Raw genomic sequence first — 24,115 nt, 5'->3', positions numbered from 1 at the left:
AAGGGTCCTTGGAAAACCGGGGCTCGGAACAGCGGTCTGCCAAAGGCAGATCACGGCAGCTTCATGGCGGCGAGGCGTCAGTCTTCCCCGGCACTGCCTTTCCCGAGTTCCGCCTTGAGGACGAAGCTGTTCGCAGCGGCGTACGTTTGCCCCGGCCGAAGTCCTTTCAGCACTTCGATGACCTTGTCGTCGCGCCGTCCCGTCTCGACGGCTTGCGCAACAAAACCGCCCGGCGATTGCACGAAGATCGCGGGCGCGCCGTCGATCTCCTGCAGCGCGTCGCTCGCGACCGCGAGCGGCACGCTTTGCTTGCCGGCATCCACCGATACATTGACGAACATGCCCGGCCGCCACGCGCCGTCCGGATTCGGCAGCACGACGCGCGCCGGCGCGGTGCGGGTCTGCTCGCCGAGCAACGCGCCGACGTAGGCGATCGGGCCGTTCGACTTCGAGTCGAACGCGGTGGCGCTGACCGTCGCTTCGCGGCCGACGCGCACATCGTTCAGACGCTGCGCGGGCACCGCCATTTCGGCCCACACGGACGAGAGATCGGAGAGAACGAACACCTTGGCATCCGCCGCGATTGCCTCGCCGGGCGTCACGTGCTTTTCGACCAGTGTTCCGGCAAACGGCGCGCGCAATTCGTAACGGTTCAACGCGCCGCCCGATGGCGGCGCATTCAGCGCGGCCAGCTTCGCGCGGGCGTTTTGCGTGGCGATCTCCGCTTCGCGCAACACGACCTGAGCCTGGAGATAGTCCTGCTCGGCCGAGATACGCTCCTGCCACAGCGTCCTTTCGCGTTGGTACGAAGTCCGCGCGGCGGCGAGGCGGCGCTCCGCGCTCAACAGTTCGCTTCGGCGATCCGCAAGATCGGTGCTGGCGATGACGGTCAGCACTTGCCCCTGCACGACTTTCTCGCCGATCGAGACATTCACCCGCTCGACGATGCCCGCCACGCGCGGCACGACGTGGGCTGTCCGATCCTCATTGAATCTGATCTCACCGGGAAACTGGAAGGCCGCGAGAATCTGCGCGGGACCGGCGCGGTCGAGACGAATCCGCGCCGCCTCGATTTGCGCCGCGCTGAGCGCGATCGCCCCATCGGCACGCGAAAACACGAACGAGGCGGATTGCCCGCGCCACTGGAGGTCGATGGATGCGTCGAAGACGTGAGGCTTCGCGATCGGTTCCGCGGACGTCAGCTTCTGCCCCGCCCACGCGAACCGCAATGGCTGGATCGAACCGTCGTAACGCTTGATCGAACCCGACACGCCCACGTCCTTGTCAGCGGGTTTGCCTTCGACAAAAGGATAGACGACGAGCCGCGCGTCGCCCGGCTTCTCGGACAGGACGACTTCGACGGCTAGCGCGCCATTTCGGAACACGGTGCCGCCATGCTGGCCGGGCGTAGCCGCTGCGCTTGCCGACGTGCCGGCAGCGCCCGAAGCAGCCGCGGTTTCCGACGGCACCCGCGTCATCGCGAACACGGCGAGCGCGACGCTCACGCCGCTAAGCGTCGCCGCAGCGGCGACCATGAGTTTTTTTGTACTCAGCATGAGAAGTCCTTCAAGGTAGGCGGGGCGCGCGGCCGGGCAGCGGGACGCCGACCAGACGATCGATTTCGGCGTAGGCGAGGTGTGCATCGGTCAATGCCTGCACGTATTGCGACTGGCCCTGAAACAGCGTGCGCTGCGCATCCAGGACGTCGAGGAAGCTGAACTTGCCGAGCTCATAGCCGCGCGACATCGCGTCGAGCGCCTCACGCGCGGCCGGCAGGACATCCGTTTTCAGCCGCCGCGCTTCCAGGCTCGACCGCTCGTAGTTGGCGTACGCCTGAGTCAGATCGAGTTGCAGGCGCGCCTTTTCACTGTCGAAGTCGGCGCTCGCTTTCTCGGCTTTGTGCACCGATTCGAGCAGCGCACCCCGGTTGGTGTCGAACAGCGGAAGCGGAATCGAAACGCCAACCACGGCCTGGTTGCCCGGCACCCCGCCGGTCACGACCCGCTTCATACCCGCGCTGAACGTGATATCGGGGATACGTTTCGCACGCTCGACGGCAATCGCGGCGTTGCTGCGCAGCGTCTCAGCCTGGGCGGCGCGCGCGAGCGGCGCGTCCGACAGTTGGGGCAATAGTCCGGCGAGCGGTTGGAGCGCCGGCACGTTTTCGATGTCGCCCGCCACAGGACGTCCACGCGCGAGCGGACTGCCGGTCACGTTCGAGAGCCTTTCCGCTGCAATGGTCAGCCGCGAGGCCGCGTTGGCCTGTTCGATTTGAACGCCGGTCGCGGCGACCCGCGCTTTGGTCGCCTCGACCGGCGACACCTTGCCGGCCCGCGCGCGTTTGTCCGCCAGCTCCGCCGATCTCGTCGCGATGTCCGCGGACTCGCGCGCCACCTGCAACTGACGCTGCGCAGCCAGCAAGCCGTAAAACGCGGCGATGACGTCCGCGCGCAAGGCCGCGCCGCGCGCATCGAGCGACGCGAGCGCCACTTCACGCCCATACGAGGCGACCTCGAGGCGCGCCTGACGCTTACCGCCGAGTTCGACGGTCTGATTGACGAGCGCCGTCGACGTGCGCTCCATGCCGCCGAATCCTTCCTGCAGCAGCGAGATTTGTGGATTTGGGCGGGCGCCTGCCTGGATGAACGTGCCGCGCGACGCGTCGGCGTCGGCGCGCGCGCCGCGCAGCAGCGGGTTGTTCTCGGCGGCGATACCGAGCGCCTCGTCGAGCGACAGGGCAGCACCGTCGGGAGGCGCAGCTTGTGCGATTGGTGATGAAGGTCGAATGTCTTGCGCCAGCGGCGCAGCGGATTGCGCGACGGCCGGGTTCACCGCGGCGATCGCAAGTGCAGCAGCCAGGTTGCGGGTGAGCATGGTGATGTGACATGTTGACGAGGTGCGACCGATGCTACGGTCCCGCCGCCATGCCAACATGGTGGAAAAATGAGATTTCTGTCATCTTTCGCGGCCGGGGTGACTGGGGTAGCCGCCATGCCCGCCGCAGGGTTGGCCTGGGGAGCTCGCCCACGGCAATGTTGGCGGTATCGTTCGAGTTCGAGCACCGTCGTCCACCCACGCCCTAATGCGCCGGTCGATCACGAACCTGCCGCGACTGCTCATTGCCGGCGAAGAAACATCCGGAAGCCCGCAAACTTCACGCTGTCCCCGGTAACCGGATCCAACTGCCGGCACTCCACATGAATCCCCCGCGCCGGCGCGTTCTCCAGAAATTCATCGATCATGTCTCGCACGTCGGGATCGATGAAGTCCGCGCGGCTGCCGTCGAGTATCACCGTGGCGCGATCAGGAATTGCCTTCAGATGTTCCTTGAGACTGACCTTCGCGAGAAACGACACGTCCTTGCGCAATGACAGCAGAATGTGGTCGTCATGCCGAGCCATCGTGATCGGCCGCTGCATATGCACATGAATGGCGAACGCGACGCTGCACACAATCCCCAGCACGATTCCCATCAGCAGATCGGTGAGCAGCACGGCGCCGATCGTCACGACGAACGGTACGAAACGCGTAAGACCTTGCCTGGCGGCATCCGCAAACATCGACGGTTTGGCGAGCTTCAAACCCGTGAAGATCAGAATGGCGGCGAGACTCGCGAGCGGAATCAGATTGATCACCGCCGTCAGCGCGAAAACGCTCACGAGCAGCAATACGCCGTGCACGACAGCCGACCAACGGCTCTGCGCACCCGCATTGACGTTGGCGGAACTGCGGACGATCACGGACGTGATCGGCAATCCGCCAATCGCACCGGCCACCATGTTGCCGATACCCTGTGCCCTGAGTTCGCGGTCCGGTTGCGCGGGGCGCTTCTTCGGATCGATCTGCTCAACGGCTTCAAGACTGAGCAGCGTTTCCAGACTCGCAACGATCGCGATGGTCATTGCCAGGCGCCAAACGTCGGGGTTCAGCAAGTGCGTCAATTGCGGCCAGTTGAACACCTGGTCCAATGCGGCAAGCGAGGCCAGCGACGGCAACGACACGCGATGTTCGAGCGGCGGTGCGAACCCGGGAGCAACGAAGTCCAGCAACAGCGTGAGCGCAATGCCGAACAACACGACCGCGAGCGGCGCGGGCACATAGCGCACGAGGGCAAAGCGTCGCGCGGCACGGGTTTCCCAACTGGCGAGGATCGCCAGCGACACGATCGCAATCGCGCACGCGGCCACGGACATCGCGCCGAACGGCGTGGTGATGGTGCCGGCCGTGCCGCCTGCGCCGCCGTTGCCCAACCCTGCCGCCAGCGGCACCTGTTTGATGATGAGCAACAGCCCGATCGCCGCCAGCATGCCCTTGATAACCGAGGTCGGCACATAAGCGGCGAAGCGGCCTGCTTTAAGCAGGCCGAAACCGAACTGCATGGCGCCAGCGAGCAGAACCGCCATAAGAAACGAAGGAAAGCTGCCGAGCCTCGTAATCCCGTCGACGACGATCACCACAAGTCCGGCCGCGGGACCGCTGACGCTCAGATGCGATCCGCTCAGCAAGCCAACGACAAGCCCGCCGATAATCCCGGAAAGCAGACCGGCGAATGGATCGACGCCGCTTGCATTGGCAATGCCGAGACACAGCGGAAGCGCGACGAGAAAGACGACAGTGCCGGCAAACATGTCGCGGGGAAACGATGCAAACTGTTCGCGTAGATTCATGATGGTTGTGTAATCCAGACGTTTTGTACAAGGTAGGAAGATCGACCGGGTTTTCGGGGACGCACACTCGCAAACACCGCGGATCGGCTGGCCATCGTCTCTACGTCGTGCCGCGGCCCGCGCAGCCGGTCAATGGATCGACCCTGCACGTCGGGCGCGCAAAGCCGATGCATTCATCCGTGACGCGACGTGCACTGATGTTTCGGCTACCTGATTAATAGCCGCAAGCTGCGTGTACGTGACCAACAAACGAGAACTTAGTCAGGTACGCGAGCTGGCTAGCGATCTTGCTGAAAGGGATTTCGGTGCAACGCGTGACGCTGGCCGCTACGCGTTTTTGCTGACGCTCAGAAGCAGGCTTGCGCGTGCGGCTGACGCAACGCGGTGACAAACTCCGTTGCCTTGCCTCGGATGGGCATGGCAGGTTCGTCTGCCATGCCAGCGGCGGCGCGGTGCTCAAGGGCGAGCATCACGAACCTGAATAGATGTCGCAGAAACTGACTGGCCCAACACAGTGCGGATTGCCGCCAGGCATCGGGTTTCCATGCGGCGCGCGGCCAGATTCCTGCGATCCCGCCGGCACGCCGCCTTCGTCGCCTTCCGCACCTTCGCCGCTTTGCGCCGGTTGTGCCACGACCTTTACCTTCACCATGTGAGAGAAACTCGGATGAACAAACGGATAAGATGACTCCGTCACGTACTGCAATCCGTTGGCCTGTGCCTCGGTGAGTTGCTGCTTCACCTCGGCACGCGTCAATCCCTGAGCCTGGACAGCGGAGCTAATAAGTAAGGCCGAGGTCAGCCAGAGTGTGACGATCAATTTCATATGCGACTCCGTGACTGTCGAATAGTGTCGCGCCTACTCGCGGGGACAGTGCGAGAGACAACAATGAGAGGAAAATCCGCGCTTGCCGATTACCTGAAATGGCGTTCGGATTCGGCAAACAGCGCCTTGTTGCGCTCGATAGTCGATTTGCTCGGCGGATAGTCGGCTTCGGTAGTCGGTATGAGCCCGTCCCTATAGGCCTGAATGAGCTCCTTGCGAACTTCAGCGCGTGTTTTTCCCTGATGCGCTGATTTGACCGGCGGTGCGGCGCCGTAAGTTTCCGCTTGCGCGATGGGGATCTGTCTGGGAGAAGCCTGCTCCACGTCCGCGAATGCCAACGTGGATAAAGAAGCGCTAAGCAAACCAAGGGCAAGTAATTTTTGAAACTTCATCTGAACCTCCTTTCAACCTGGTGTCGGTATTAACTTGACGCCAGTCTGACTCGCGGAGGGGTCGACAGCATGATTACAAGATGATGTTTTTGTCAGGATGCCGTATGGCCATGCTAGCGTCTCGTGCTTATGCGCACTCAGGCCAGTCGCCAAATGAAAAGCGGCGGCGCCACCCGTGCGCCGCCCTGCGTGAATGGCGGGAAGCGTGCATGACGTGAGCCGCGCAACTCGCGCCACTCACGTCACTCGTCACTAACGCCCCTCGTATCACTTGCGCCACCGCAACGGCCGGCGCAAGTGATGGCGCTCCAGCCTCACACTCGCGCCCGCATGCAAGAAAGACGGCATGCCGCCCAACTCGACGCCCGCGGCACGCTCGCGCTCCTCATCGGCTTCGACCGTCTTGCTGGTGTCGATGAAAAGCGCCGCCAGGATGCCGACCGCAAGCAGGCCCGCGGAGATATTGAACGGCACGTTATAACTGCCGGTCTTCTCGATCAGATAGCCGAACACCACCGGCGACACCATGCCCGCGACGCCGAAGCCCGTGTTCATCATGCCGCCGGCCGTGCCCGCATACTTGCCGGCAATGTCGAGCGGCAACGTCCACAATACCGGGTTGGTGATTTCGAGGAAGAAGAATGAAGCCGACAGGAACCACACGGCCGTCAGCGGATCGGTAGCGGACACCATCGGCAACAGAAACACCAGCGAACCGCCCATGCCCACCACCAGCACCGTACAACGCGCAAAGCGCAAGCGGCCCGTGATCTTGTAAAGCTTGTCCGACACGACGCCGCCGAGCGTGTCGCCAACCACGCCCGCCAGCAGCGGCAGCGCGGTAAAGAGCGCCAATTGCTTGAGATCGAATCCACGCGACTCGCGCAGATAAGACGGCAGCCACGTCAGATAGACCCACAACAGCCAGCCATAGCAGAAGTCGACGAACGTGACGAGCCACATGCGGCGCACCAGCTTGCGCCACGGCGTGGCAGCATGTTTGGCGCGGTCGCAATCGCCGGCGCGGTAGCCGATTTCCGCGGTTTCCTCGGGCGTGATGCGGCGGTTCTGTTCCGGCGAATTGGTGAACACGAAGAGATAGAGCACGGTCCACGCGAGGCTCGCGATGCCGAGCAGGATGAACGCGTCGCGCCAGCCGCCGGTCGCCACCACGGCCAGCACCAGCGGCGGCGTGATCGCGCCGCCCAGACGCGCGAAACTATGCGTGATGCCTTGCGCGAAACCGCGCTCGGCGACCGGCATCCAGTAGGTGAAGGCGCGCGTCGCGGTAGGAAACGCGCCGCCTTCGCCGATGCCGAGCGCGAAGCGCATCACGACCAGCATGGTGACGCTGCCCGCGAAACCGGTGGCGAGCGTGGCCACGCCCCAGATCAGCGACAGCACGGTGAGCACCAGTTTCGGCCCGTACTTGTCGGCGAGCCAGCCGCCGATGATCTGCATCGCCGCATACGGATAAGCGAAGGCCGAGAACACCAGCCCGAGTTGAACGGTCGTCAGGCCCATTTCGTGACGAATCAACGGACCGGCCACCGCAATGTTCACGCGATCGATGTACGAGATGAAGTACATCAGGCACATGACCGCCAGGATGATATGGCGTGTCTTGACACGCCGGATACGCGTTTCCATGCTGTCTCCTTTCTATTGTATGTATCGATCTCTACTGCGCGTCGGCGACGGCCGCGAGCGGCGCCGCGTCAGGTGGGCACCAGCTTGAGCCGCTGCACCTTGCCGGAAGGTCCACGCGGCAGTTCATCGACGAAGCGAAACTCTTTCGGTGTCTTGTAGCGTCCGAGTTCGCGCAAGCAGTGCTCGCGCAGATCCGCCGGATCGGGCGCGCCGCGGCCGTCGCTCGTACGCGGCACCACGAAGGCGACGATCTCCTGGCCGTAGGCCGCGTCGGGCACGCCGACCGCGGCGGCATCCAGCACATCGGGATGACGCAACAACGCTTCGTCGATTTCGCGCGGCGCAATGTTCTCGCCGCCTTTGATGATCAGTTCTTTCGCGCGGCCGTTGATGTAGAAGTAGCCGTCCGCGTCGCGATAACCGAGGTCGCCGGTGCGCAGCCAGCCGTCCGGCGTAAAGGCAGCGGCTGTCTCTTCGGGCTGCTTGTAATAGCCGCCCATCACCTGCTCGCCGCGCAACACCAGCTCGCCGCATTCGTTGGCGGCGCACTCGCGCCCTTCGCGGTCGATCACTCTCGCCTCACTGCCCGAAGGCAGGCCGATGCTGCCGACGCGCCGCCGGTCCATTTCATACGGATTGCTGAAGACCGGCGCTGCGGTTTCCGTCATGCCCATGGTTTCGATCACGCCGATCCCGAAGCGCGCCTCGAACGCGCGATGATGATCGGCGGGCAATGCGGCCGACGCGCTGCGGCAAAACTTCAGCGCCGACAGATCGTAGGTGCATGCTTCGTCGGCGTTGAGCAGATAGGCGACGATCGTCGGCACGACGTTGATCCACGTGCAGGCGTGCAGCGCGACGTCGCGCCAGAACGTGCGGGCGGAGAAGCGCGATGCCATGACCGCGGAGCCGCCATGAAACAGCGGCGCGAGCAGCGTCACGACCAGACCGTTGATGTGATAGAGCGGTAATGACGCGAGCACGCGATCGTCCGGCGTCAGCCGGTGCTCGGCGCTGATGTTGCGCGCGTTCGCCAGCAGGTTGCCATGCGTCAGCAGCACGCCTTTGGGTGTGCCAGTGGTGCCCGAGGTGTACATCAGCAACGCGACGTCATCTGCGGTGGGTTCGTGCGCCGTTGCGCTGTCCGCCATTTGCCCCGGCGCGGCGCCGCGCTTCGCGAACGCCGGCGCTGGCGCTGCGGCAGCGCTCGCGCCATGTGCCGTGGCTTCGACTAATGCGGGTTCATGCCTAGCCAGCGAAGGCGGTTCGGCGTCGTCCGGTTCGGTCTGGATCAACGCGATCTCGCGCGTCAGCCCGGCAGCGTGCAATTCGGCGACCGCCGTGCCGATCGCAGCTTGCGTGTCGCGTGCGGCAAAGATCATCCGCGTTTCCGAGTGATCGACGATATAGCGCACCTGCGAGGGCTGGCACAGCAGATTGAGCGGATTGGCGACAAGCCCGCTGTACATGGCAGCAAGCAGTAGACGGGCCGTCTGAATGCCGTTGCCCATGAACACGGAAATGACGTCGCCCGGCTGCAGGCCGGCCTCTTTGAAGCGCGCCTCCAGCACGCGGCAGTCGTCGCGCAATTGGCGAAACGTCAGGACGGTCGCGCGCGGATTGGGGACCGGTACTTCATCGTCATCGCGTGCGGCGAGCAGGAAGGGCTTGTCCGGATGCTGCGCGGCACGCTCGTCGATCAGCGCGCGAAGGGTGGCGGGTGTGTTCATCGGCCGTACCTCGCGAAGAAGTCGCCGAGCAATTCGTCCGTTTCCGGCACGCGCTCTTCGATCGGATAGGCGACCCGCGTGGTGTTCAGATAGTGGCGAAAGCCCAGATTGCCCGAGAAGTTATTGCGGCCCCAGGTGCCACAGCCCATCGACAGCGAGAACGGCAAACCGTTATCGAAGTTGCCGCCGGTGGCAAGGCAATGCGCCTGATTCACGATCACGCGCGCGACGGGCAACGTCACGCCGAGATGGACCGCTTGCGCGGCATCGCTCGAATGCAGTCCGACCGAATGGCCCGCGCCCATGTATGCATAGATGCTGCGCACGACTTCGGCCGCTGCATCGAAATCGGCGGCGCGATATACGGTAAGGACCGGCGCGAGTTTCTCGCCGGAGAATGGATAGTCGCTGCCCGCACCGCTCTCCTCCACCATCAGGAAAGCGGGATGACGCGCAGCGACTTCCTCCAGACCGGCCACGCGCGCGATCACCTCGGCTGATTTAGCGGTGCACTGTTCGGAGAGCTTGCCGTTGACCCACATCGCAGCCTGCAAACGGGCCTTCTGCGCGGCGTCGAGGAGTATGCCGCCGCACGCGGTGAGTTCGGCCAGCATCGGCTGATAGATGGCGTCTTCGATCACGATGCTGTTTTCGGACGAGCAACTCGTCGCGTTGTCGAAAGTCTTCGAGCGCAGGATCTTGCGCGCCGCATCATGTAAATCCGCCGATGCCGTGACGATCGAGGCCACATTGCCCGCGCCCACGCCGAACGTGGGCGTGCCGCTCGCGTACGCCATGCGCACGTTCGCCTGAGAACCGGTGGCGACGACCAGATCGCACTGCCGCATCAACGCAGCGGTCGCCGCCTTGCTGATCGGCGCGGGCAGCATCAGCACGAGGTCCGGATTGATACCGGCCTTCGCGAATTGCGCGTGAATGAACTCGATCAGCAATGCGCAAGACGAGTAACCTTTGGGCGACGGCGCGACGATTACTGCATTGCCGCATTTGAGCGCGTTGATGATCTTGTTGGCCGGCGTCGCCGCCGGATTGGTCGACGGCGTGATCGCCGCCACCACGCCGACCGCGCGCGCGATCTCGACGAGGCCGCTTGTTTTGTCTTCGGCGATCACGCCGGTGGTCTTTTGCCCGTGCAAATCGCGCAGCAGGCCGAGTGTTTTGCGGTAGTTCTTGCGGAACTTGTCGTCGGCGTTGCCGAGCCCCGTATCGTGCACGGCGCGTTCCGCCAGTTGCCGGTTGCGCTCTGGTTCCATGATCGCCCACGCGGCGGCGTCGGCGGCAGTGTCGAGCGCCTGTTGTCCTGCATGCTCGAAAGCGCGCTGCGCCGCGCGCGCCTTCGCAACCAGCGTGGCGACGATGCGCTCGGCTTCGCCGTCCGCATGGTGGCCCGCGATTTCGGCTCCTGTGGCCCTGACGTTCATATGGGTTCGCTCCGCGTGAATAGATTGATTGCAGTGCTATCAATCTAGCCAGCCGCGCTGATGGCGAAGTCCCGTTTTTCGAGCTATCCATCGCAGTGGGTTCGCCAGCATCGGAAAATGCAAAATTCGGTACTTTCCACAGTCCCGAAAAGCAATGAAGTCGATGCAAAATCAACACTGTGAATACACAGGCGCGGGAGTGGGATGTCGACATCGAACCAGTCGAATGCAGCTGCAGTGCGCGCGTTTCGTGTACTCGAAACGCTGGCCGAAGCGGGCAGCCCGCTCTCGATGACCGAGCTCGTCAATGCGCTCGGCCTGCCCAAGCAGACCGTTCACCGCATCCTCGTGCAATTGATGGATGCGTGGCTCGTCACGCGCGGCGCGGGTGATCGTCTTTACGAATGTTCGCCACGCGTGCGCATGCTCGCGGTCAATGTGCTGATGCATGCGGGACCGGCCGCCGCGCGTCACGTGCTGCTCGAACAACTGGTGGCGAAAATCGGCGAGACCTGCAATCTGACCATGCTGTCAGGCAACGATGTCGTCTACGTGGATCGTGTAGAAACCGAATGGCCGCTGCGCATGCATTTGCAGCCGGGTTCGCATGTGCCGCTGCATTGCTCGGCGAGCGGCAAACTGCTGCTGAGCTTTCTGCCGAAAGACCGGCGCGAACGCGTGATCGAGACGCTGCCGCTGCGCGGCTATTCGGAACGGACGATCACCGATCGCGACGCACTGCGCAAGGAATTGACCGCCACGCGGCGGCGGTTGCTCGCGATCAACAACCAGGAACATCTGCAAGGGCTGATCGCCATTGCCGTGCCGGTGATGCTGGATCGCAATCGCGCCTGCGCGGCGATTGCCGTGCAGGCGCCGGTGGGCAGAGTCACGCTCGACGATCTGCTCGCGTTCGTGCCTGATTTGCGCCACGCGGCAGAAGAGACGGCGAAGACGTTTCAAGAGTGACGCCGCTGAAAACCGCGAGGACGTACGCGTATATGGCGCGGCTTCATGAAGCGGCGTGGGCAGGACGTTTCATGAGCGGATTGACCGGAGAACGCTAATGGACTAACATGGACTTAGTCCACTAGGAGCTATCATGTTGACTGTCAATATTCACGAAGCGAAAACGAATTTTTCGCGGTTGGTCGACGCGGCGGCCGGCGGCGAGGAAATTCTGATCGCAAAAGCCGGAAAGCCGACGGCACGGCTGGTCTCGATCACAAAGCCTGCTCGGCGCTTTGGCGCCCTCAAGGGCGCGGTACGCATCGCGGATGACTTTGACGCGCCTTTGCCTGATGACGTTATCGCAGCATTCGAGGGCAATTGATGCGCGTACTTCTTGACACGCATATCTACCTCTGGGCGGTCACGGACGATCCGAAATTGAGCGCAGCCGCGCGCAAGATCATTCTCGATGCCGACGAAGTGTTCGTCAGCGCCGCGAGCATCTGGGAGGCATCGATCAAGGTGGGGCTCGGCAAACTCGACGCGGACATCGATCAGCTCGTTGCCGAAATCGAGGCGAGCGGATTTTCTGAACTGCCAGTCAAGGCTGCACATGCGGCGATGGTTCGCAATCTGCCGGACATCCATCGTGATCCGTTTGACCGGATTCTCGTTGCGCAGGCCATGGCGGAACCGTTGCGGCTCATCAGTGCCGACGGCCATCTGTCGAAATACAGCGAACTCGTTTTAACCGTCTAGCTTCAACCAGCGAGCAACCGAGATGCAGTTTCGGGACCACCGCACCGGTCTCGATCGCTCGCCCACGTGTCAGCGATTGTAGAGAGGGATGGGCGTCGGTCGGCGTTCACCCTGCGAGATCACGACCGCGCATGCACCACCGCATCGAACCCACCCGCCCGCTTCCTCTCTATAGCCCGCACCGACAGCGCCGATATCAAAGCCGAGAACAGCACATACGCGCACACGGTCCATGGCTTGCCGCCATTCAGCCGCATCAGGATCGTCGCGATGATCGGCGTGAGGCCGCTCGCGAAGATACCCGAGAACTGATACACGAACGAGATACCCGTGTAGCGCACTTCGGCGTCGAACAGTTCGGCAAACAATGCCGCCTCCGGGCCGTACACCATCGCGTAGAAAATGCCGAACGGCACCACGATGGCCGCCCAGATCAACAGCGTGTTGGCCGGCTGCATTTCAATGAGCCAGAAAGCCGGAAACACCGACACGCCGCAAATCAGCGAGCCCCAGAAATACACGCGCGCGCGGCCGAGCTTATCGGACATGCTGCCGAACAGCGGGATGAAAAAGCACATCACGCCGGCCGCGATCATCACGCCGAGCAACGCATCGGTGCGGCTCATCGACACATGTTGCGTGAGGTAGCCGATCGAGAACACGGCGAAGATATTGAAGAACACGCCGTCGATATAACGCGCGCCCATGCCGAGCACCACGGCGCCGCGATAGCGCGTGATCATGTCCACGAACGGAATCTTCGCTTCGCGCCGATTGCGTTTGAGCGCGAGAAATTCGGGCGTCTCCATCACCTTGGCGCGAATGTACAGACCGATCAGAACGAGACCGAGCGATGCACCGAACGCGATCCGCCAGCCCCACGACAGAAAGGCCGTCTCGGGCAATAAGCGTGAGAGCGCCGCGACCATCCCGGATGCGAGACAAAGTCCGATCGACAAACCGATCTGCGGCAGGCTCGCGTACAGGCCGCGTTTTTCAGGTGGCGCGTATTCATAGGCCATCAGCACCGCGCCGCCCCATTCGCCGCCGAGCCCGATCCCCTGCAGCACGCGCAGCGACAACAACAGGATCGGCGCCCAGATGCCGATCTGCGCGTAGGTGGGAACGAACGCGACGCCTGCCGTCGATATCCCCATGATGATGAGCGTCAGAATCAACGCAGACTTACGGCCGATCCGGTCGCCGAAGTGGCCGAATATCACGCCGCCCAAAGGCCGCGTCACGAAACCCACTGCGAAGGTCGAGTACGCGAGCAGCGTCGATACGAGCGGATCGCTGGCGGGAAAATAGAGCTTGTTGAATACGATGCCGGCGACCACGCCGTAAAGAAAAAAGTCATACCATTCGACGGTTGCGCCGATCACACTGGCGAACGCAACGCGCCGGATAGCGCGGGGATCGATTGCCATAGCAGCAGCTCCTCAATGGACGGCCATGCCGCGCGTATCGACACGCGTACCCGGCCGATAACCCCAGTTGTCTCCTCCGGGGCGGTTTATGTGCAGACCGCGGTCCATCCGTTCACCGGACATTGCGCGGCTGCGTATTACGGCGGACATCGCCCGCCGTCGTTCTGCGCTTGCTACTTCATTTGCTGGATCAAGCGGCCACTTTCGCCGCGGGCGTCGTCGCCACACCTCGATCGACGCCGCTTGCGTCGTGCAGAATCATGTCCGACGCTTTTTCAGCCACCATCACGATCGGCACGTTCGTATTGCCCGACACGAGCGTCGGCATGATCGAGCAATCCACCACGCGCAGCCCTTGCGTACCGTACACGCGCAAATGTTCATCGACCACCGCGAGCGGATCGCCCGCCGTTCCCATCTTCGCTGTACCAGATGGGTGGAAAATTGTCTGCCCATACTCCCGGCAGAAATCGAGCAGTTCGTCGTCCGTCTGTGCGTCCGCGCCCGGCCGCACCTCGCGTTTCATCAGCCCGGCCATCGGTTGCGCCGCCGCGACGCGGCGCGCGAAACGCACGCCGGCAACGGTCGTGCGTCGGTCCAGATCGGTGTCCAGATAGTTGGGCTGAATGGACGGCGCCTCACGCGGATCGGCACTGCGAATACGCACCACGCCGCGCGATTCGGGGCGCAACTGGCAGATCGAGTAAGTGCAGCCGGGAAAATCGTGGACGTTGCCACCAGCGGAGTCCGCCGACAACGTGGAGAAGTGGAACTGGATATCCGGCGTCGCCGATTCTTCAGGCAGGGCGCGACAGAACATGCCGCCCTGGTTGATGCCGACCGCGAGCGGGCCGCTGCGCATCAGCGCCCATTGCAGGCCCATCTTCGCGCGCCCCGTCCATGAACGCAGTTGATCGTTGGTCGTGATCGGCTTCGTCACTTCATAGATCAGACGGATTTGCAGATGGTCCTGCAGGTTCTCGCCGACGCCCGCGCGATTGGCCACCACGGGAATGCCGAACTCGCGCAGCAGCGCGGCCGCCCCCACGCCGGACAGTTGCAGCAATTGCGGCGACTGCAATGCGCCGGCCGTCAGGATCACTTCGCGATTGGCGCGCACTTCGCGCAACTCGCCGTGTTGCCGATACTGCACGCCACAGGCGCGGGTGCCTTCGAAGAGAATCTTCGAAGCCATCGCATCGGTTTCCACGTGCAGGTTCTGCCGCTGCCGCGCGGGTTTGAGATAAGCCACGGCCGTCGAGCAGCGAAACCCGCGGCGGGTGGTGAGCTGATAGTAGCCGACGCCTTCCTGATCGCCCGTATTGAAGTCGTCGATGCTTGCCACGCCTAACGAATTCGAGGCCGCGACAAACGCGTCGACCAGTTCGTGGCGCTGCTTGATCGTCGAAGCCCACAACGGTCCGTCGACACCGCGCGTCGGACCTTCGCCCAGTTCGTTATGTTCCAATCGCTTGAAATACGGCAGGCAATCTTGCCAGCTCCAGCCGCGATTGCCGAGCCGTGCCCAGTTGTCGTAATCGTCCCGCTGTCCACGCACATAGATCAGACCGTTGATCGAACTGCTGCCGCCCAGCGTGCGGCCACGCGGCCAATAGAGCCGGCGATTGTGCATGTTCGGATCAGGATCGGTATAGAAGCCCCAGTTGTAGACCGGGTGAAACATCGTCTTGCCATAGCCGATGGGGATATGAATCCACATGAAGCGGTCGGCGGGACCGGCTTCGAGTAGACACACCGAGTAGCGGCCGCCTTCGGAAAGCCGGTTCGCCAGCACGCAACCCGCGGATCCCGCGCCGACGACGACGAAGTCGAATCGGTCTGCCATGTGACCTGTCTCCTGCATGTTTTATAAAAAACGGTATGTTTCGTTGAAATTTATGTTCAGCCCGTTTCCTGATCAAGAAATTCCCGCTAGTATCGGCTCATCTGAAACAGAAACAGCGCTTTTTGTTTCACTTTCGGAAATGACCGGCCGACCCGCGCAACGTACGCGGACGCTGGACAGCCACTGATCGACCGCAAGGAAGCGTATGCAAGCACCCTGCTCGTCCCCACGCGGTGAACCTCTCGCCGAGGATTCACGGGCGCTGCGCGCATTGGCGGTGCTCGAGCAGCTCGCGGCCGCGGGACAGCCGTCTTCGCTTTCGCAACTCTCGCTGCGCCTGCACATTCCCAAGGCCACGCTGATGCGGCTGATCGAATCGCTCGAAGTGCAGGGCTACGTAACGCATCTGCCCGATTCGCGCGGCACGGATCGCGGCATCACGCTGGGCCCGAAGGCGGCGCAGCTCGCGCTCACCACGCTGTCGAATAACACGTTCGGGCGAGCCTGCCGTTCGGTGCTGCGCTCACTGGTGGATACGCTCGGCGAGACTTGCAACCTCACCGCGCTCGACCGCGACACTGTCCTCTATCTGGAGCGCGTGGAGACCGCCGAGCCATTGCGCCTGCATCTGCAGCCCGGCACGCGCGTGCCGCTGCATTGCACCGCAAGCGGCAAGCTGTTCCTCTCGCAGATGCCGCCGGCTGAACGCCGTCCCGTGCTCGCGCGGCTGACGCTGGAGCGCAAAACGCAAGGCACGCTGACGGAACTGAATCTGCTTGAAGCGGAACTCGACCGGCTCGCGGTGCGCGGGATCGGCATCGACAACGAGGAACTGGTGCGCGGCATGGTGGCGGTCGCGGTGCCGGTGCGCGATGCCGGCAATGGGCACGTGCTCGCCGCGCTGGCGATTCACGCGCCGACCGCGCGCGCGAGTCTGAACGACCTGCTGAAGGCCGTGCCGAGACTCAAGGACGCGGCGCTGAAGCTCGCACCGCTGTTATCCGCCGGCCCTTCCACGGAGCATCCGTACCATGAGCGCTGAGGCCTTTCCCATGAGCGATCCGTTAGACACGGCAGAGTCCCCGGCCTGCGGCGCCAAGGCCGGACGACCCGAAGCCGAGTTGTACAATGACGCCGATCCATTTTCCGGAACGGCAGGCATGACCAAAGCGGACACTCCGACGCTGCGCGCGTTTGCGTTGCTCGAACACCTCGTCAACACGGACGGCCCGGTTTCGCTTGCCGACATCGCGCAAGATGTCGCGCTGCCCAAGGCGTCGCTGCATCGCATGCTGGCTTCGCTGGAGGCGGGCGGTCTGGTGATCCGCGAGCCTGGCCAGAAGAACGCGTACGTGATCGGGCCTCGGCTCGCGCAGCTCGCGTTGGGCGTCGTGATGCATTCCGGCGCGCGGCGCCTGCGTCATGCGATCCTCGCGCGTCTGGTGGCCGATCTCGGCGAGACCTGCAATCTCACCATGCTGCATGAAACCGAGGTGCTGTACCTCGACCGCATGGAAGCGCCGTGGCCGCTGCGCCTCGATCTCAAACCCGGTTCGCACGTCCCCGCGTATTGCAGCGCGAGCGGCAAGCTGCTGCTCTCCATGCTGCCGCGTGAACAGCGCTCGGCGCTCGTGCGCGCGCTGAAGCTCGAACGCTTCACGCAAAACACCATCACCGATCCGGAATTACTGGAAGCGGAACTCGACCGCACCGCGCACAAGCGCATCGCGATCGATAACGAAGAGTTTCTGGCCGGCATCGTGTGCGTGGCGGCGCCCGTGGTCGATGCGAACGGCACCTGTATCGCGGCGATCGCCGTGCATGCGCCGGTTTCGCGCGCGCCGCTCTCACGCGCGCTCGAATTCGTGCCGCGCCTTCAGGAGGCCGCCAGGGAACTCGCCGCAACCTTCTGATGCGTTGGCGCTCTTAACGCGCATCTTTGACTTCGGACGCGGTTAAAGCGCCGGCTTCTGCTTGCGCACGAGTTCGGCCAGCAGGCGCACGCCGACGTCGATCTTGTCGAGCTTGATCGCCGAGAAGCCCATCCGGAAGCAGTTCTTCTGCTCCAGGCCGTCCATGAAGAACACGCCGCCCAGTTCGATCAGGATGCCGTGCTGTTCGGCGTCGTCGGCAAGACGCACGGCGTCGAGCCAGGGCGGACCTTCCACCCAGCACGACGCCCCGCCCGTGATCGGGATGTGGCGCGCTTCGGGCAGGTACGTATCGAGCGCCGCCATCAGCGCCAGCGCGCGCTCGCGATAAGCGTGGGCCAATCGGCGCAGCAGCGCGTCGTGATGGCCGAGCGAGAGAAACGTCGCGAACGCACGCTGAATGTACGCCGCCGGATGCCGCACCATGAGCCGGCGCAACGCGCGCAATTCCTGCACCAGTTCGCGCGGACCGACGATATAGCCGAGCCGCAAGCCGGGCGCGAACGTCTTCGACAGACTGCCGATGTAGATCACGCGGTCAGCCTTATCCAGACTCTTGAGCGCCGGATGCGGCAAACCCGAGAAGTTGTTCTCGCTCTCGTAGTCGTCTTCGATCAGCACGAAGTCGTGCTTCTGCGCCAGTTCCAGCAACGCATGCCGGCGTTCGATCGGCATGGTGGCCGTGGTCGGGCATTGGTGGCTCGGCGTCACGTAGACATAGTCGCATTGGGCGAACAGGTGCGCGTCTTCAACGGGGCGCACGCCACGCTCATCGACCGGCAGCGGTATCAGTTGCGCGTTGCGGTTCTCGAAGATATTGCGCGCGTCCGGATAACCCGGGTTTTCGAATCCCACCGTGGTGCGCTCACGCGCGAGCAGATCGGCGATCAGATATAACGCCTGCTGACAGCCGATTGTGATGACGATCTCGTCCGGCATCGCAAACACGCCGCGCCGTGGCAGCACGCGCGTGCGGATCTGCTGGATCAGCGTGTCGTCGTCGCGGCCGATCAGGTCAGGCGCCCAGTTGCGGATCTCCATCACCGACAGCGCCCTCATGCAGCATTCCCGCCAGTCGTTGGTCGGAAAGAGCGACTGGTCGAATTGCCCATAGATAAAGGGATATTCGTAATCCTGCCAGTTGCCCGGCTTGACGATATTGCGCTGCGCGGACGGCCGACGTTGCACGCGCTGGCCCCAATCGGGGCGCGCGGGCGCGTGCTCCTGCTCGCTGCCGGGCAGCGTCTGCGCCGCCTTGAAGCCGTGCCGCCCCTCCAGCATCGCCGGATTGACGAAGTGCCCGCTGCGCTCGCGGGAAATCAGATAGCCCTCCTCCACGAGTTGCTGGTACGCCAGCACGACCGTATTTCTCGCGACGCTCAGTTGATCGGCCAGTTCCCGGCTGGACGGCAACGCGGTCTTCGGCGGCAGTTGGCCGTCCAGAATCGCAGCCACCAGCATCTGGCGAATCTGCCCTTGCAGGCTCATGTTCGAGTCGCTCGGACGCTGGAAACGCTGCGTCCAAAGGGCCGTCGCTGTACGGCTAGACATGCTTCCTCCCAAAAGTGAACGAGCCGCGCCAGTCACGCCAACGCTGCACGTGAGAGCCTTCTGCCGCGTGAGCGGCGACGGCGCGGGCCGGCCAGAACGGCTTGACGCGCCGATGTGGACTCAACGATCGGCGCCGTCTGGCACTAACTTGCTCTATTTTTTACTGACGATACTCGACTCACCCCGTCCAACGCGATTGGGACAAGCACCCGTCGTGGTCATACGAGTTCCATGCTCCACCGACAGCCGCTGTTGAAACCCGCTGATCAAACCGCTGATCAAACCTATTGTGAGACCTATTATGAAACGCCATAAAAACTCGACATTACGGCCGTGGTTCCATCGGACGGCACGTTGCATCCTGTCGCTGGTTTGCGCCGCCACGGCGTGTTTCGCGGCGACGCCCGCCCACGCCGAGGACAAGGAAATCACGATTGCCTATCAGCAGATCGTCGACCCGTGGGTGGTCGGCATCGCGAACGGGTCGATCGCAAAGGCCACCGGCTACAAGATCAACTGGCGGCAGTTCGAGTCCGGCGCAAAAGTGGCGACCGCGCTGGCGTCCGGCGACGTCAAGGTCGGCGTGATCGGTTCCAGCCCGCTCGCCGCCGCCGTGAGCCAGGGCCTCGATCTGCAGCTCTTCTGGATTCTCGACAACATCAACCAGGCCGAAGCGATGGTAGTGCGCAACGGCTCCGGCATCACGAAGCCGGCGGACCTGAAGGGCAAGACCATCGGCGTGCCGTTCGTGTCGACGACCCACTATCACACCATGTTCGCGCTGCAGCACTGGGGCATCAATCCGTCTGACCTGAAGATTCTCAACATGCAGCCCAATCAGATCGTCGCGGCCTGGTCGCGCGGCGACATCGACGCCGCCTATGTGTGGGACCCCGCGCTCGCTGAACTGAAGAAAAGCGGCAAGGTGCTGATCACCTCCGGCGACCTCTCGAAGCTCGGCAAGCCGACCTTCGACGGCATTGCGGTCGATCGCAAATGGGGCGAGGAACATAAGGACTTCATGGTGAAACTCGTCAAGGCGATCGCCGACGCCGATCAGCAGTACCGCAACGATCCGTCGCAATGGAATGCCAGCTCGCCGCAAGCGGCCGCCATCGCGAAGATGATCGGCGGCTCGCCGGCGGAAGTGCCGGCGTCGCTGTCGCTGTACGCGTTCCCCACGGTCAGCGAACAGGCATCCGCGCAATGGCTGGGCGGCGGTACGACGAGCCGCGCCGCGCTCGCGCTGAAGGACACGTCGGAGTTCCTGAAGAGCCAGAAACAGATCGGCACCGTGTTGCCGGACTACTCGAAATTCGTGACACCGGCTTATGCCGAAGCCGCCGCGCAACTCAAATGACGTAACCGTGATCCGCGAGATCAGGAGGCAACATGGAAAACATGACAGTCAGAAACGTGAGCGTGGTGTTTCCGGGGCGGCGCCCCGGCCAGACCGTGCAGGCGCTCGACGATATCAACCTGACGATCCGCTCGGGTGACTTCGTGGTCGCGCTGGGCGCATCCGGCTGCGGCAAGACCACGTTGTTATCACTGATGGCCGGCTTCATCGCGCCGAGCCGCGGCGAGTTGCTGCTCGGCGGCGAACCCATCGCGGGGCCGGGGGCGGACCGCGGCGTGGTGTTCCAGAAGCATGCGCTATTGCCGTGGCTCAACGTGATCGACAACGCGGAATTCGGCCTCAAGCTGCAAGGCGTGCCGCGCGCGCAGCGGCGCGAAATCGCCGTGCGCAATCTCGCGCTGGTCGGCTTGCAGGACTTCCACAAGCACATGATCTATCAGCTCTCCGGCGGCATGCAGCAGCGCGTCGGCATTGCCCGCGCGCTCACCTGCGATCCGGCGATGCTGCTGATGGACGAGCCAATGGCCGCGCTCGACGCGCTCACTCGCGAAACCATTCAGGAGCTTCTGCTCGACGTCTGGAAGAAGACCAACAAGATGTTTTTCTTCATCACGCACAGCGTGGAGGAGGCGCTGTTCCTCGCGAGCCGGCTGATCGTGATGTCGCCGCGTCCCGGGCGCATCACGCATACCTACGAACTGGACTTCAATCGCCGTTTTCTCCAAACGCGCGACGCACGGGCGATCAAATCGAGTCCCGATTTCATCGCGATGCGCGAGCAGGTTCTCAACATCATTTACGGCGACGAGAAGATGCACGGCGCCGAGGCCGGAGTCGCTCATGCTTAGTTCTAAATCCGCTCATGCCGTGTTGCACGGCGAGGCCGCGCCCATGGAAACGAACACGCCGGTCCGACCGCCCCGCAGACCGGGCCGTGGACCTCGTATGCTCGCGAAGAAGCCCGCCCGGCCCGGCGACACGTTCGGCGTGCCGGGACAAGGCAGCAGCGTCGCCACGAGCCTGATCACCGTGGCCGCGTTCCTAGCGCTCTGGTTCGCGGCGACCAATCTGCACTGGATCAAGCCGCTGTTCCTGCCATCGCCACAGGCCGTCTACGCGAAGTTCATCTACGTCGCGACGGAAGGCTTCGCCAATTCGACGCTCGCCCAGCATACCGGCATCAGCTTGCTGCGGGTGTTCGGCGCGTTCGCGCTCGCCTGTCTCACGGCGATACCCGTCGGCGTGATGATGGGCGTGTCGCGCTTTGCGCGCGGTGCGTTCGATCCGCCGATCGAGTTCTACCGGCCGTTGCCGCCGCTCGCGTACTTGCCGCTCATCATCATCTGGTTCGGCATCGGCGAATTTTCGAAGGTGCTGCTGATCTACCTGGCGATCTTCGCGCCGCTCGCGATTGCGGCCCGCGCGGGCGTGCGGTCGGTGTCGATCGAGCAGATTCACGCCGCGTATTCGATGGGCGCCTCGCGCACGCAAGTGGTGCTGTACGTGATCCTCAAGTCGGCGATGCCGGAGATCTTTACCGGCATGCGGATCGGCATCGGCGTGGGCTGGACTACGCTGGTGGCTGCTGAAATGGTCGCGTCGACCAGCGGGCTCGGCTTCATGGTGCTCAACGCCGCGGAATTTCTCGCGAGCGATGTGGTGATCATGGGGATCATCGTGATCGGGTTCTTTGCGCTGTGCTTCGATTTGCTGATGCGTTATATCGAGCGCGTGCTGGTGCCTTGGAAAGGGAAGGTTTGACGAGGCTTCACCGCAGTTCAGTTCGTTGACAAGGGCCCTTCTTCGGGCCCTTTCTCTTTTTTTGCGTCACGTGGTGACACGGCGCTGGACTCAGCGACTCCCCCACGCTGGCTCTACCCCGCCGGCGTGCCCAACGGCACTATCGATCTCAACGGTACGACATTTACCTTCCACGATCGTCAATCCAGTCAGGGGGCCGCGTGAACGCCATCTTCAAACCACGGATGCCTGCTGCAATTCGGCACGAAGCCATGCGCATCGGCGGTGAAAGGGTCACGCGCGCCGAGGTCATCGAAGTATTCAACCCTTTTACGCGCGAACTGGTCGGCACCGTTCCGAAAGCCACCGTGGACGACGTGCGCCTCGCTTTCGAGTACGCGCACGCGTATCGCGCCCGGCTCACACGCTATGAGCGTGCACAGATCCTGCGCCGCGCGGCGGATATCGTGCGCGAGCGGACCGGCGAAATCGCCGACCTGATTACCGCGGAATCGGGGCTCTGCAAAAAAGATTCGCTCTACGAAGCCGGCCGCGTCAGCGACGTATTGGTCTTCGGCGCCAACGAAGCGCTGAAAGACGACGGCCAGATTTTCTCCTGCGATCTGACACCGCACGGGAAACAGCGCCGCGTCTACACGCAGCGCGAACCGCTGCTCGGCGTGATCTGCGCGATCACGCCGTTCAATCATCCGATGAACCAGGTGGCGCACAAGATCGTGCCGTCCATCGCGACCAATAATCGGATCGTCGTCAAGCCGTCGGAAAAGGTGCCGCTGTCCACCTGCCTGCTCGCCGATATTCTCTACAGCGCCGGCCTGCCGCAACAAATGCTCCAGGTGGTGACGGGCGACCCCAAAGACATCGCCGACGAACTCATCACGAACCGGCACGTGGACCTGATCACGTTCACGGGCGGCGTCGCCATCGGCAAATACATCGCGAACAAGATGGGGTATCGGCGCGCGGTTTTAGAACTGGGCGGCAACGATCCGATCATCGTGATGGAAGACGCGGATCTCGACGAAGCGAGCACGCTGGCCGTTTCCGGCTCGTACAAGAACTCGGGACAGCGCTGCACCGCGATCAAGCGGATGCTCGTGCATGAAGCGGTGGCGGACCGCTTCGTCGAAATGCTGGTGGAGAAGACCCGCGCGATACGCTACGGCGACCCGGCTGATCCCGCCACCGACATGGGCACCGTGATCGACGAAGACGCCGCGAAATTCTTCGAAGCGCAAGTCAACGACGCCGTGAGCCGCGGCGCGAAGCTGCTGCTCGGCAACGTGCGCCGCGGCGCGCTCTATTCGCCGACCGTGGTCGATCACGTCACGCCGGATATGCCACTCGTTCGTTATGAAACCTTCGGGCCGATTTCGCCGGTCATCCGCTTCCGCGATATCGACGAAGCGATCCGACTCTCCAACTCCACCGATTACGGCCTGTCCTCTTCCGTCTGCACGAACCGGCTCGACTACATCACGCGGTTTATCGCGGAGCTGGAGGTGGGCAGCGTGAACGTGCGCGAAGTGCCGGGCTACCGGCTCGAACTGACGCCGTTCGGCGGCATCAAGGATTCGGGGCTCGGCTACAAGGAAGGTGTCCAGGAAGCGATCAAGAGCTTCACCAACGTCAAAACGTACTCATTGCCGTGGCAGTAAGGCCGTGAGCGGCCGCCGCTGCCACGGCGCAAGCCGCAACCCACAAAACAGCACATTTTTTTGATACAAAACGTTCCATTTATTTGAATTTTGGTTGACTGCCAGAAACCACTGGCCTACATTTCAGACGCCAAGCATTTTTCGGTATTTTTTGTTCCATT

The 24,115-nt window shown here is 63.1% G+C and carries 20 protein-coding genes; 9 read left to right on the top strand and 11 right to left on the bottom strand.

Features of this window, described 5'->3' with window-relative positions; genetic code table 11:
* Nucleotides 1–77 precede the first annotated feature (77 nt).
* The 8 genes from B0G73_RS00740 to B0G73_RS00705 all read right to left on the bottom strand — a co-directional run bounded on the left by B0G73_RS00740 (nt 78) and on the right by B0G73_RS00705 (nt 10,707).
* On the bottom strand, nt 78–1,553 hold the full coding sequence (locus B0G73_RS00740; RefSeq protein WP_106277673.1) for an efflux RND transporter periplasmic adaptor subunit: 1,476 nt from the start codon (nt 1,551–1,553) through the stop codon (nt 78–80).
* Nucleotides 1,554–1,566: 13 nt separating this feature from the next.
* On the bottom strand, nt 1,567–2,874 hold the full coding sequence (locus B0G73_RS00735) for a TolC family protein (protein WP_106276995.1): 1,308 nt from the start codon (nt 2,872–2,874) through the stop codon (nt 1,567–1,569).
* Nucleotides 2,875–3,116: 242 nt separating this feature from the next.
* On the bottom strand, nt 3,117–4,670 hold the full coding sequence (locus tag B0G73_RS00730; RefSeq protein ID WP_258193155.1) for a SulP family inorganic anion transporter: 1,554 nt from the start codon (nt 4,668–4,670) through the stop codon (nt 3,117–3,119).
* Nucleotides 4,671–5,136: 466 nt separating this feature from the next.
* On the bottom strand, nt 5,137–5,493 hold the full coding sequence (locus B0G73_RS00725; protein ID WP_106276991.1) for a DUF4148 domain-containing protein: 357 nt from the start codon (nt 5,491–5,493) through the stop codon (nt 5,137–5,139).
* 89 nt (nt 5,494–5,582) lie between these two features.
* Nucleotides 5,583–5,885 (bottom strand): DUF4148 domain-containing protein, encoded by a 303-nt coding sequence (locus tag B0G73_RS00720; RefSeq protein ID WP_106276989.1) that lies wholly within the window; start codon nt 5,883–5,885, stop codon nt 5,583–5,585.
* Nucleotides 5,886–6,152: 267 nt separating this feature from the next.
* On the bottom strand, nt 6,153–7,535 hold the full coding sequence (locus tag B0G73_RS00715; RefSeq protein ID WP_106276987.1) for an MFS transporter: 1,383 nt from the start codon (nt 7,533–7,535) through the stop codon (nt 6,153–6,155).
* A 68-nt stretch (nt 7,536–7,603) separates the two neighbouring features.
* Nucleotides 7,604–9,265, bottom strand: a complete 1,662-nt coding sequence (locus B0G73_RS00710) for an AMP-binding protein (RefSeq protein ID WP_106276986.1) — start codon at nt 9,263–9,265, stop codon at nt 7,604–7,606.
* Entirely contained in the window at nt 9,262–10,707 is a 1,446-nt protein-coding gene (locus B0G73_RS00705; protein ID WP_106276984.1) for an aldehyde dehydrogenase family protein, read from the bottom strand. Before B0G73_RS00705 ends, B0G73_RS00710 begins: the two co-directional genes overlap by 4 nt.
* Nucleotides 10,708–10,911: 204 nt before the next feature.
* On the opposite strand from B0G73_RS00705, the gene B0G73_RS00700 reads away from it, so the two are divergent.
* The 3 genes from B0G73_RS00700 to B0G73_RS00690 all read left to right on the top strand — a co-directional run bounded on the left by B0G73_RS00700 (nt 10,912) and on the right by B0G73_RS00690 (nt 12,417).
* Nucleotides 10,912–11,676 (top strand): IclR family transcriptional regulator, encoded by a 765-nt coding sequence (locus B0G73_RS00700; RefSeq protein ID WP_106276982.1) that lies wholly within the window; start codon nt 10,912–10,914, stop codon nt 11,674–11,676.
* Between the two features lie 133 nt (nt 11,677–11,809).
* The gene (locus B0G73_RS00695) at nt 11,810–12,040 is read left to right on the top strand and encodes a type II toxin-antitoxin system Phd/YefM family antitoxin (protein ID WP_106276981.1); all 231 of its coding nucleotides are present in this window, start codon (nt 11,810–11,812) and stop codon (nt 12,038–12,040) included.
* On the top strand, nt 12,040–12,417 hold the full coding sequence (locus B0G73_RS00690; protein ID WP_106276979.1) for a type II toxin-antitoxin system VapC family toxin: 378 nt from the start codon (nt 12,040–12,042) through the stop codon (nt 12,415–12,417). Before B0G73_RS00695 ends, B0G73_RS00690 begins: the two co-directional genes overlap by 1 nt.
* A 119-nt stretch (nt 12,418–12,536) precedes the next feature.
* On the opposite strand, the gene B0G73_RS00685 is transcribed toward B0G73_RS00690, so the two are convergent.
* Both B0G73_RS00685 and B0G73_RS00680 read right to left on the bottom strand, forming a co-directional pair.
* Nucleotides 12,537–13,847, bottom strand: a complete 1,311-nt coding sequence (locus tag B0G73_RS00685) for an MFS transporter (protein ID WP_106276977.1) — start codon at nt 13,845–13,847, stop codon at nt 12,537–12,539.
* Nucleotides 13,848–14,037: 190 nt separating this feature from the next.
* Nucleotides 14,038–15,693 (bottom strand): GMC family oxidoreductase, encoded by a 1,656-nt coding sequence (locus B0G73_RS00680; protein WP_106276975.1) that lies wholly within the window; start codon nt 15,691–15,693, stop codon nt 14,038–14,040.
* A 205-nt stretch (nt 15,694–15,898) separates the two neighbouring features.
* Between B0G73_RS00680 and B0G73_RS00675 the strand changes: the two genes are divergently transcribed.
* Nucleotides 15,899–16,735, top strand: a complete 837-nt coding sequence (locus tag B0G73_RS00675; RefSeq protein WP_106276973.1) for an IclR family transcriptional regulator — start codon at nt 15,899–15,901, stop codon at nt 16,733–16,735.
* A gap of 118 nt (nt 16,736–16,853) precedes the next feature.
* Nucleotides 16,854–17,606 carry an IclR family transcriptional regulator gene (locus tag B0G73_RS00670; protein ID WP_106277671.1) on the top strand — a complete coding sequence of 251 codons (753 nt, stop codon included), beginning with the start codon at nt 16,854–16,856 and terminating at the stop codon, nt 17,604–17,606.
* Between the two features lie 42 nt (nt 17,607–17,648).
* Here the strand turns inward: B0G73_RS00670 and B0G73_RS00665 are convergent, their stop codons facing one another.
* Nucleotides 17,649–19,175, bottom strand: coding sequence for a PLP-dependent aminotransferase family protein (locus B0G73_RS00665; protein ID WP_106276971.1), 1,527 nt, complete (start codon nt 19,173–19,175; stop codon nt 17,649–17,651).
* Between the two features lie 301 nt (nt 19,176–19,476).
* Here B0G73_RS00665 and tauA point away from each other — a divergent pair, with 301 nt between their 5' ends.
* The 4 genes from tauA (at nt 19,477) to phnY (ending at nt 23,954) form a co-directional block, all read left to right on the top strand.
* On the top strand, nt 19,477–20,535 hold the full coding sequence (gene tauA, locus B0G73_RS00660; protein ID WP_106276969.1) for a taurine ABC transporter substrate-binding protein: 1,059 nt from the start codon (nt 19,477–19,479) through the stop codon (nt 20,533–20,535).
* 32 nt (nt 20,536–20,567) lie between these two features.
* Nucleotides 20,568–21,383: a taurine ABC transporter ATP-binding protein gene (locus tag B0G73_RS00655; RefSeq protein ID WP_106276968.1), complete on the top strand. Its 816-nt coding sequence runs from the start codon at nt 20,568–20,570 to the stop codon at nt 21,381–21,383.
* A gap of 97 nt (nt 21,384–21,480) precedes the next feature.
* Nucleotides 21,481–22,296, top strand: coding sequence for an ABC transporter permease subunit (locus B0G73_RS00650; RefSeq protein ID WP_241974999.1), 816 nt, complete (start codon nt 21,481–21,483; stop codon nt 22,294–22,296).
* 224 nt (nt 22,297–22,520) lie between these two features.
* On the top strand, nt 22,521–23,954 hold the full coding sequence (phnY, locus tag B0G73_RS00645; protein WP_106276964.1) for a phosphonoacetaldehyde dehydrogenase: 1,434 nt from the start codon (nt 22,521–22,523) through the stop codon (nt 23,952–23,954).
* Nucleotides 23,955–24,115: the final 161 nt, after the last annotated feature.

Origin of the sequence: Paraburkholderia sp. BL25I1N1 (genome assembly GCF_003002025.1) — a bacterium.
Lineage (GTDB): Bacteria > Pseudomonadota > Gammaproteobacteria > Burkholderiales > Burkholderiaceae > Paraburkholderia.
This window is presented reverse-complemented; position numbering and strand designations above follow the sequence as displayed.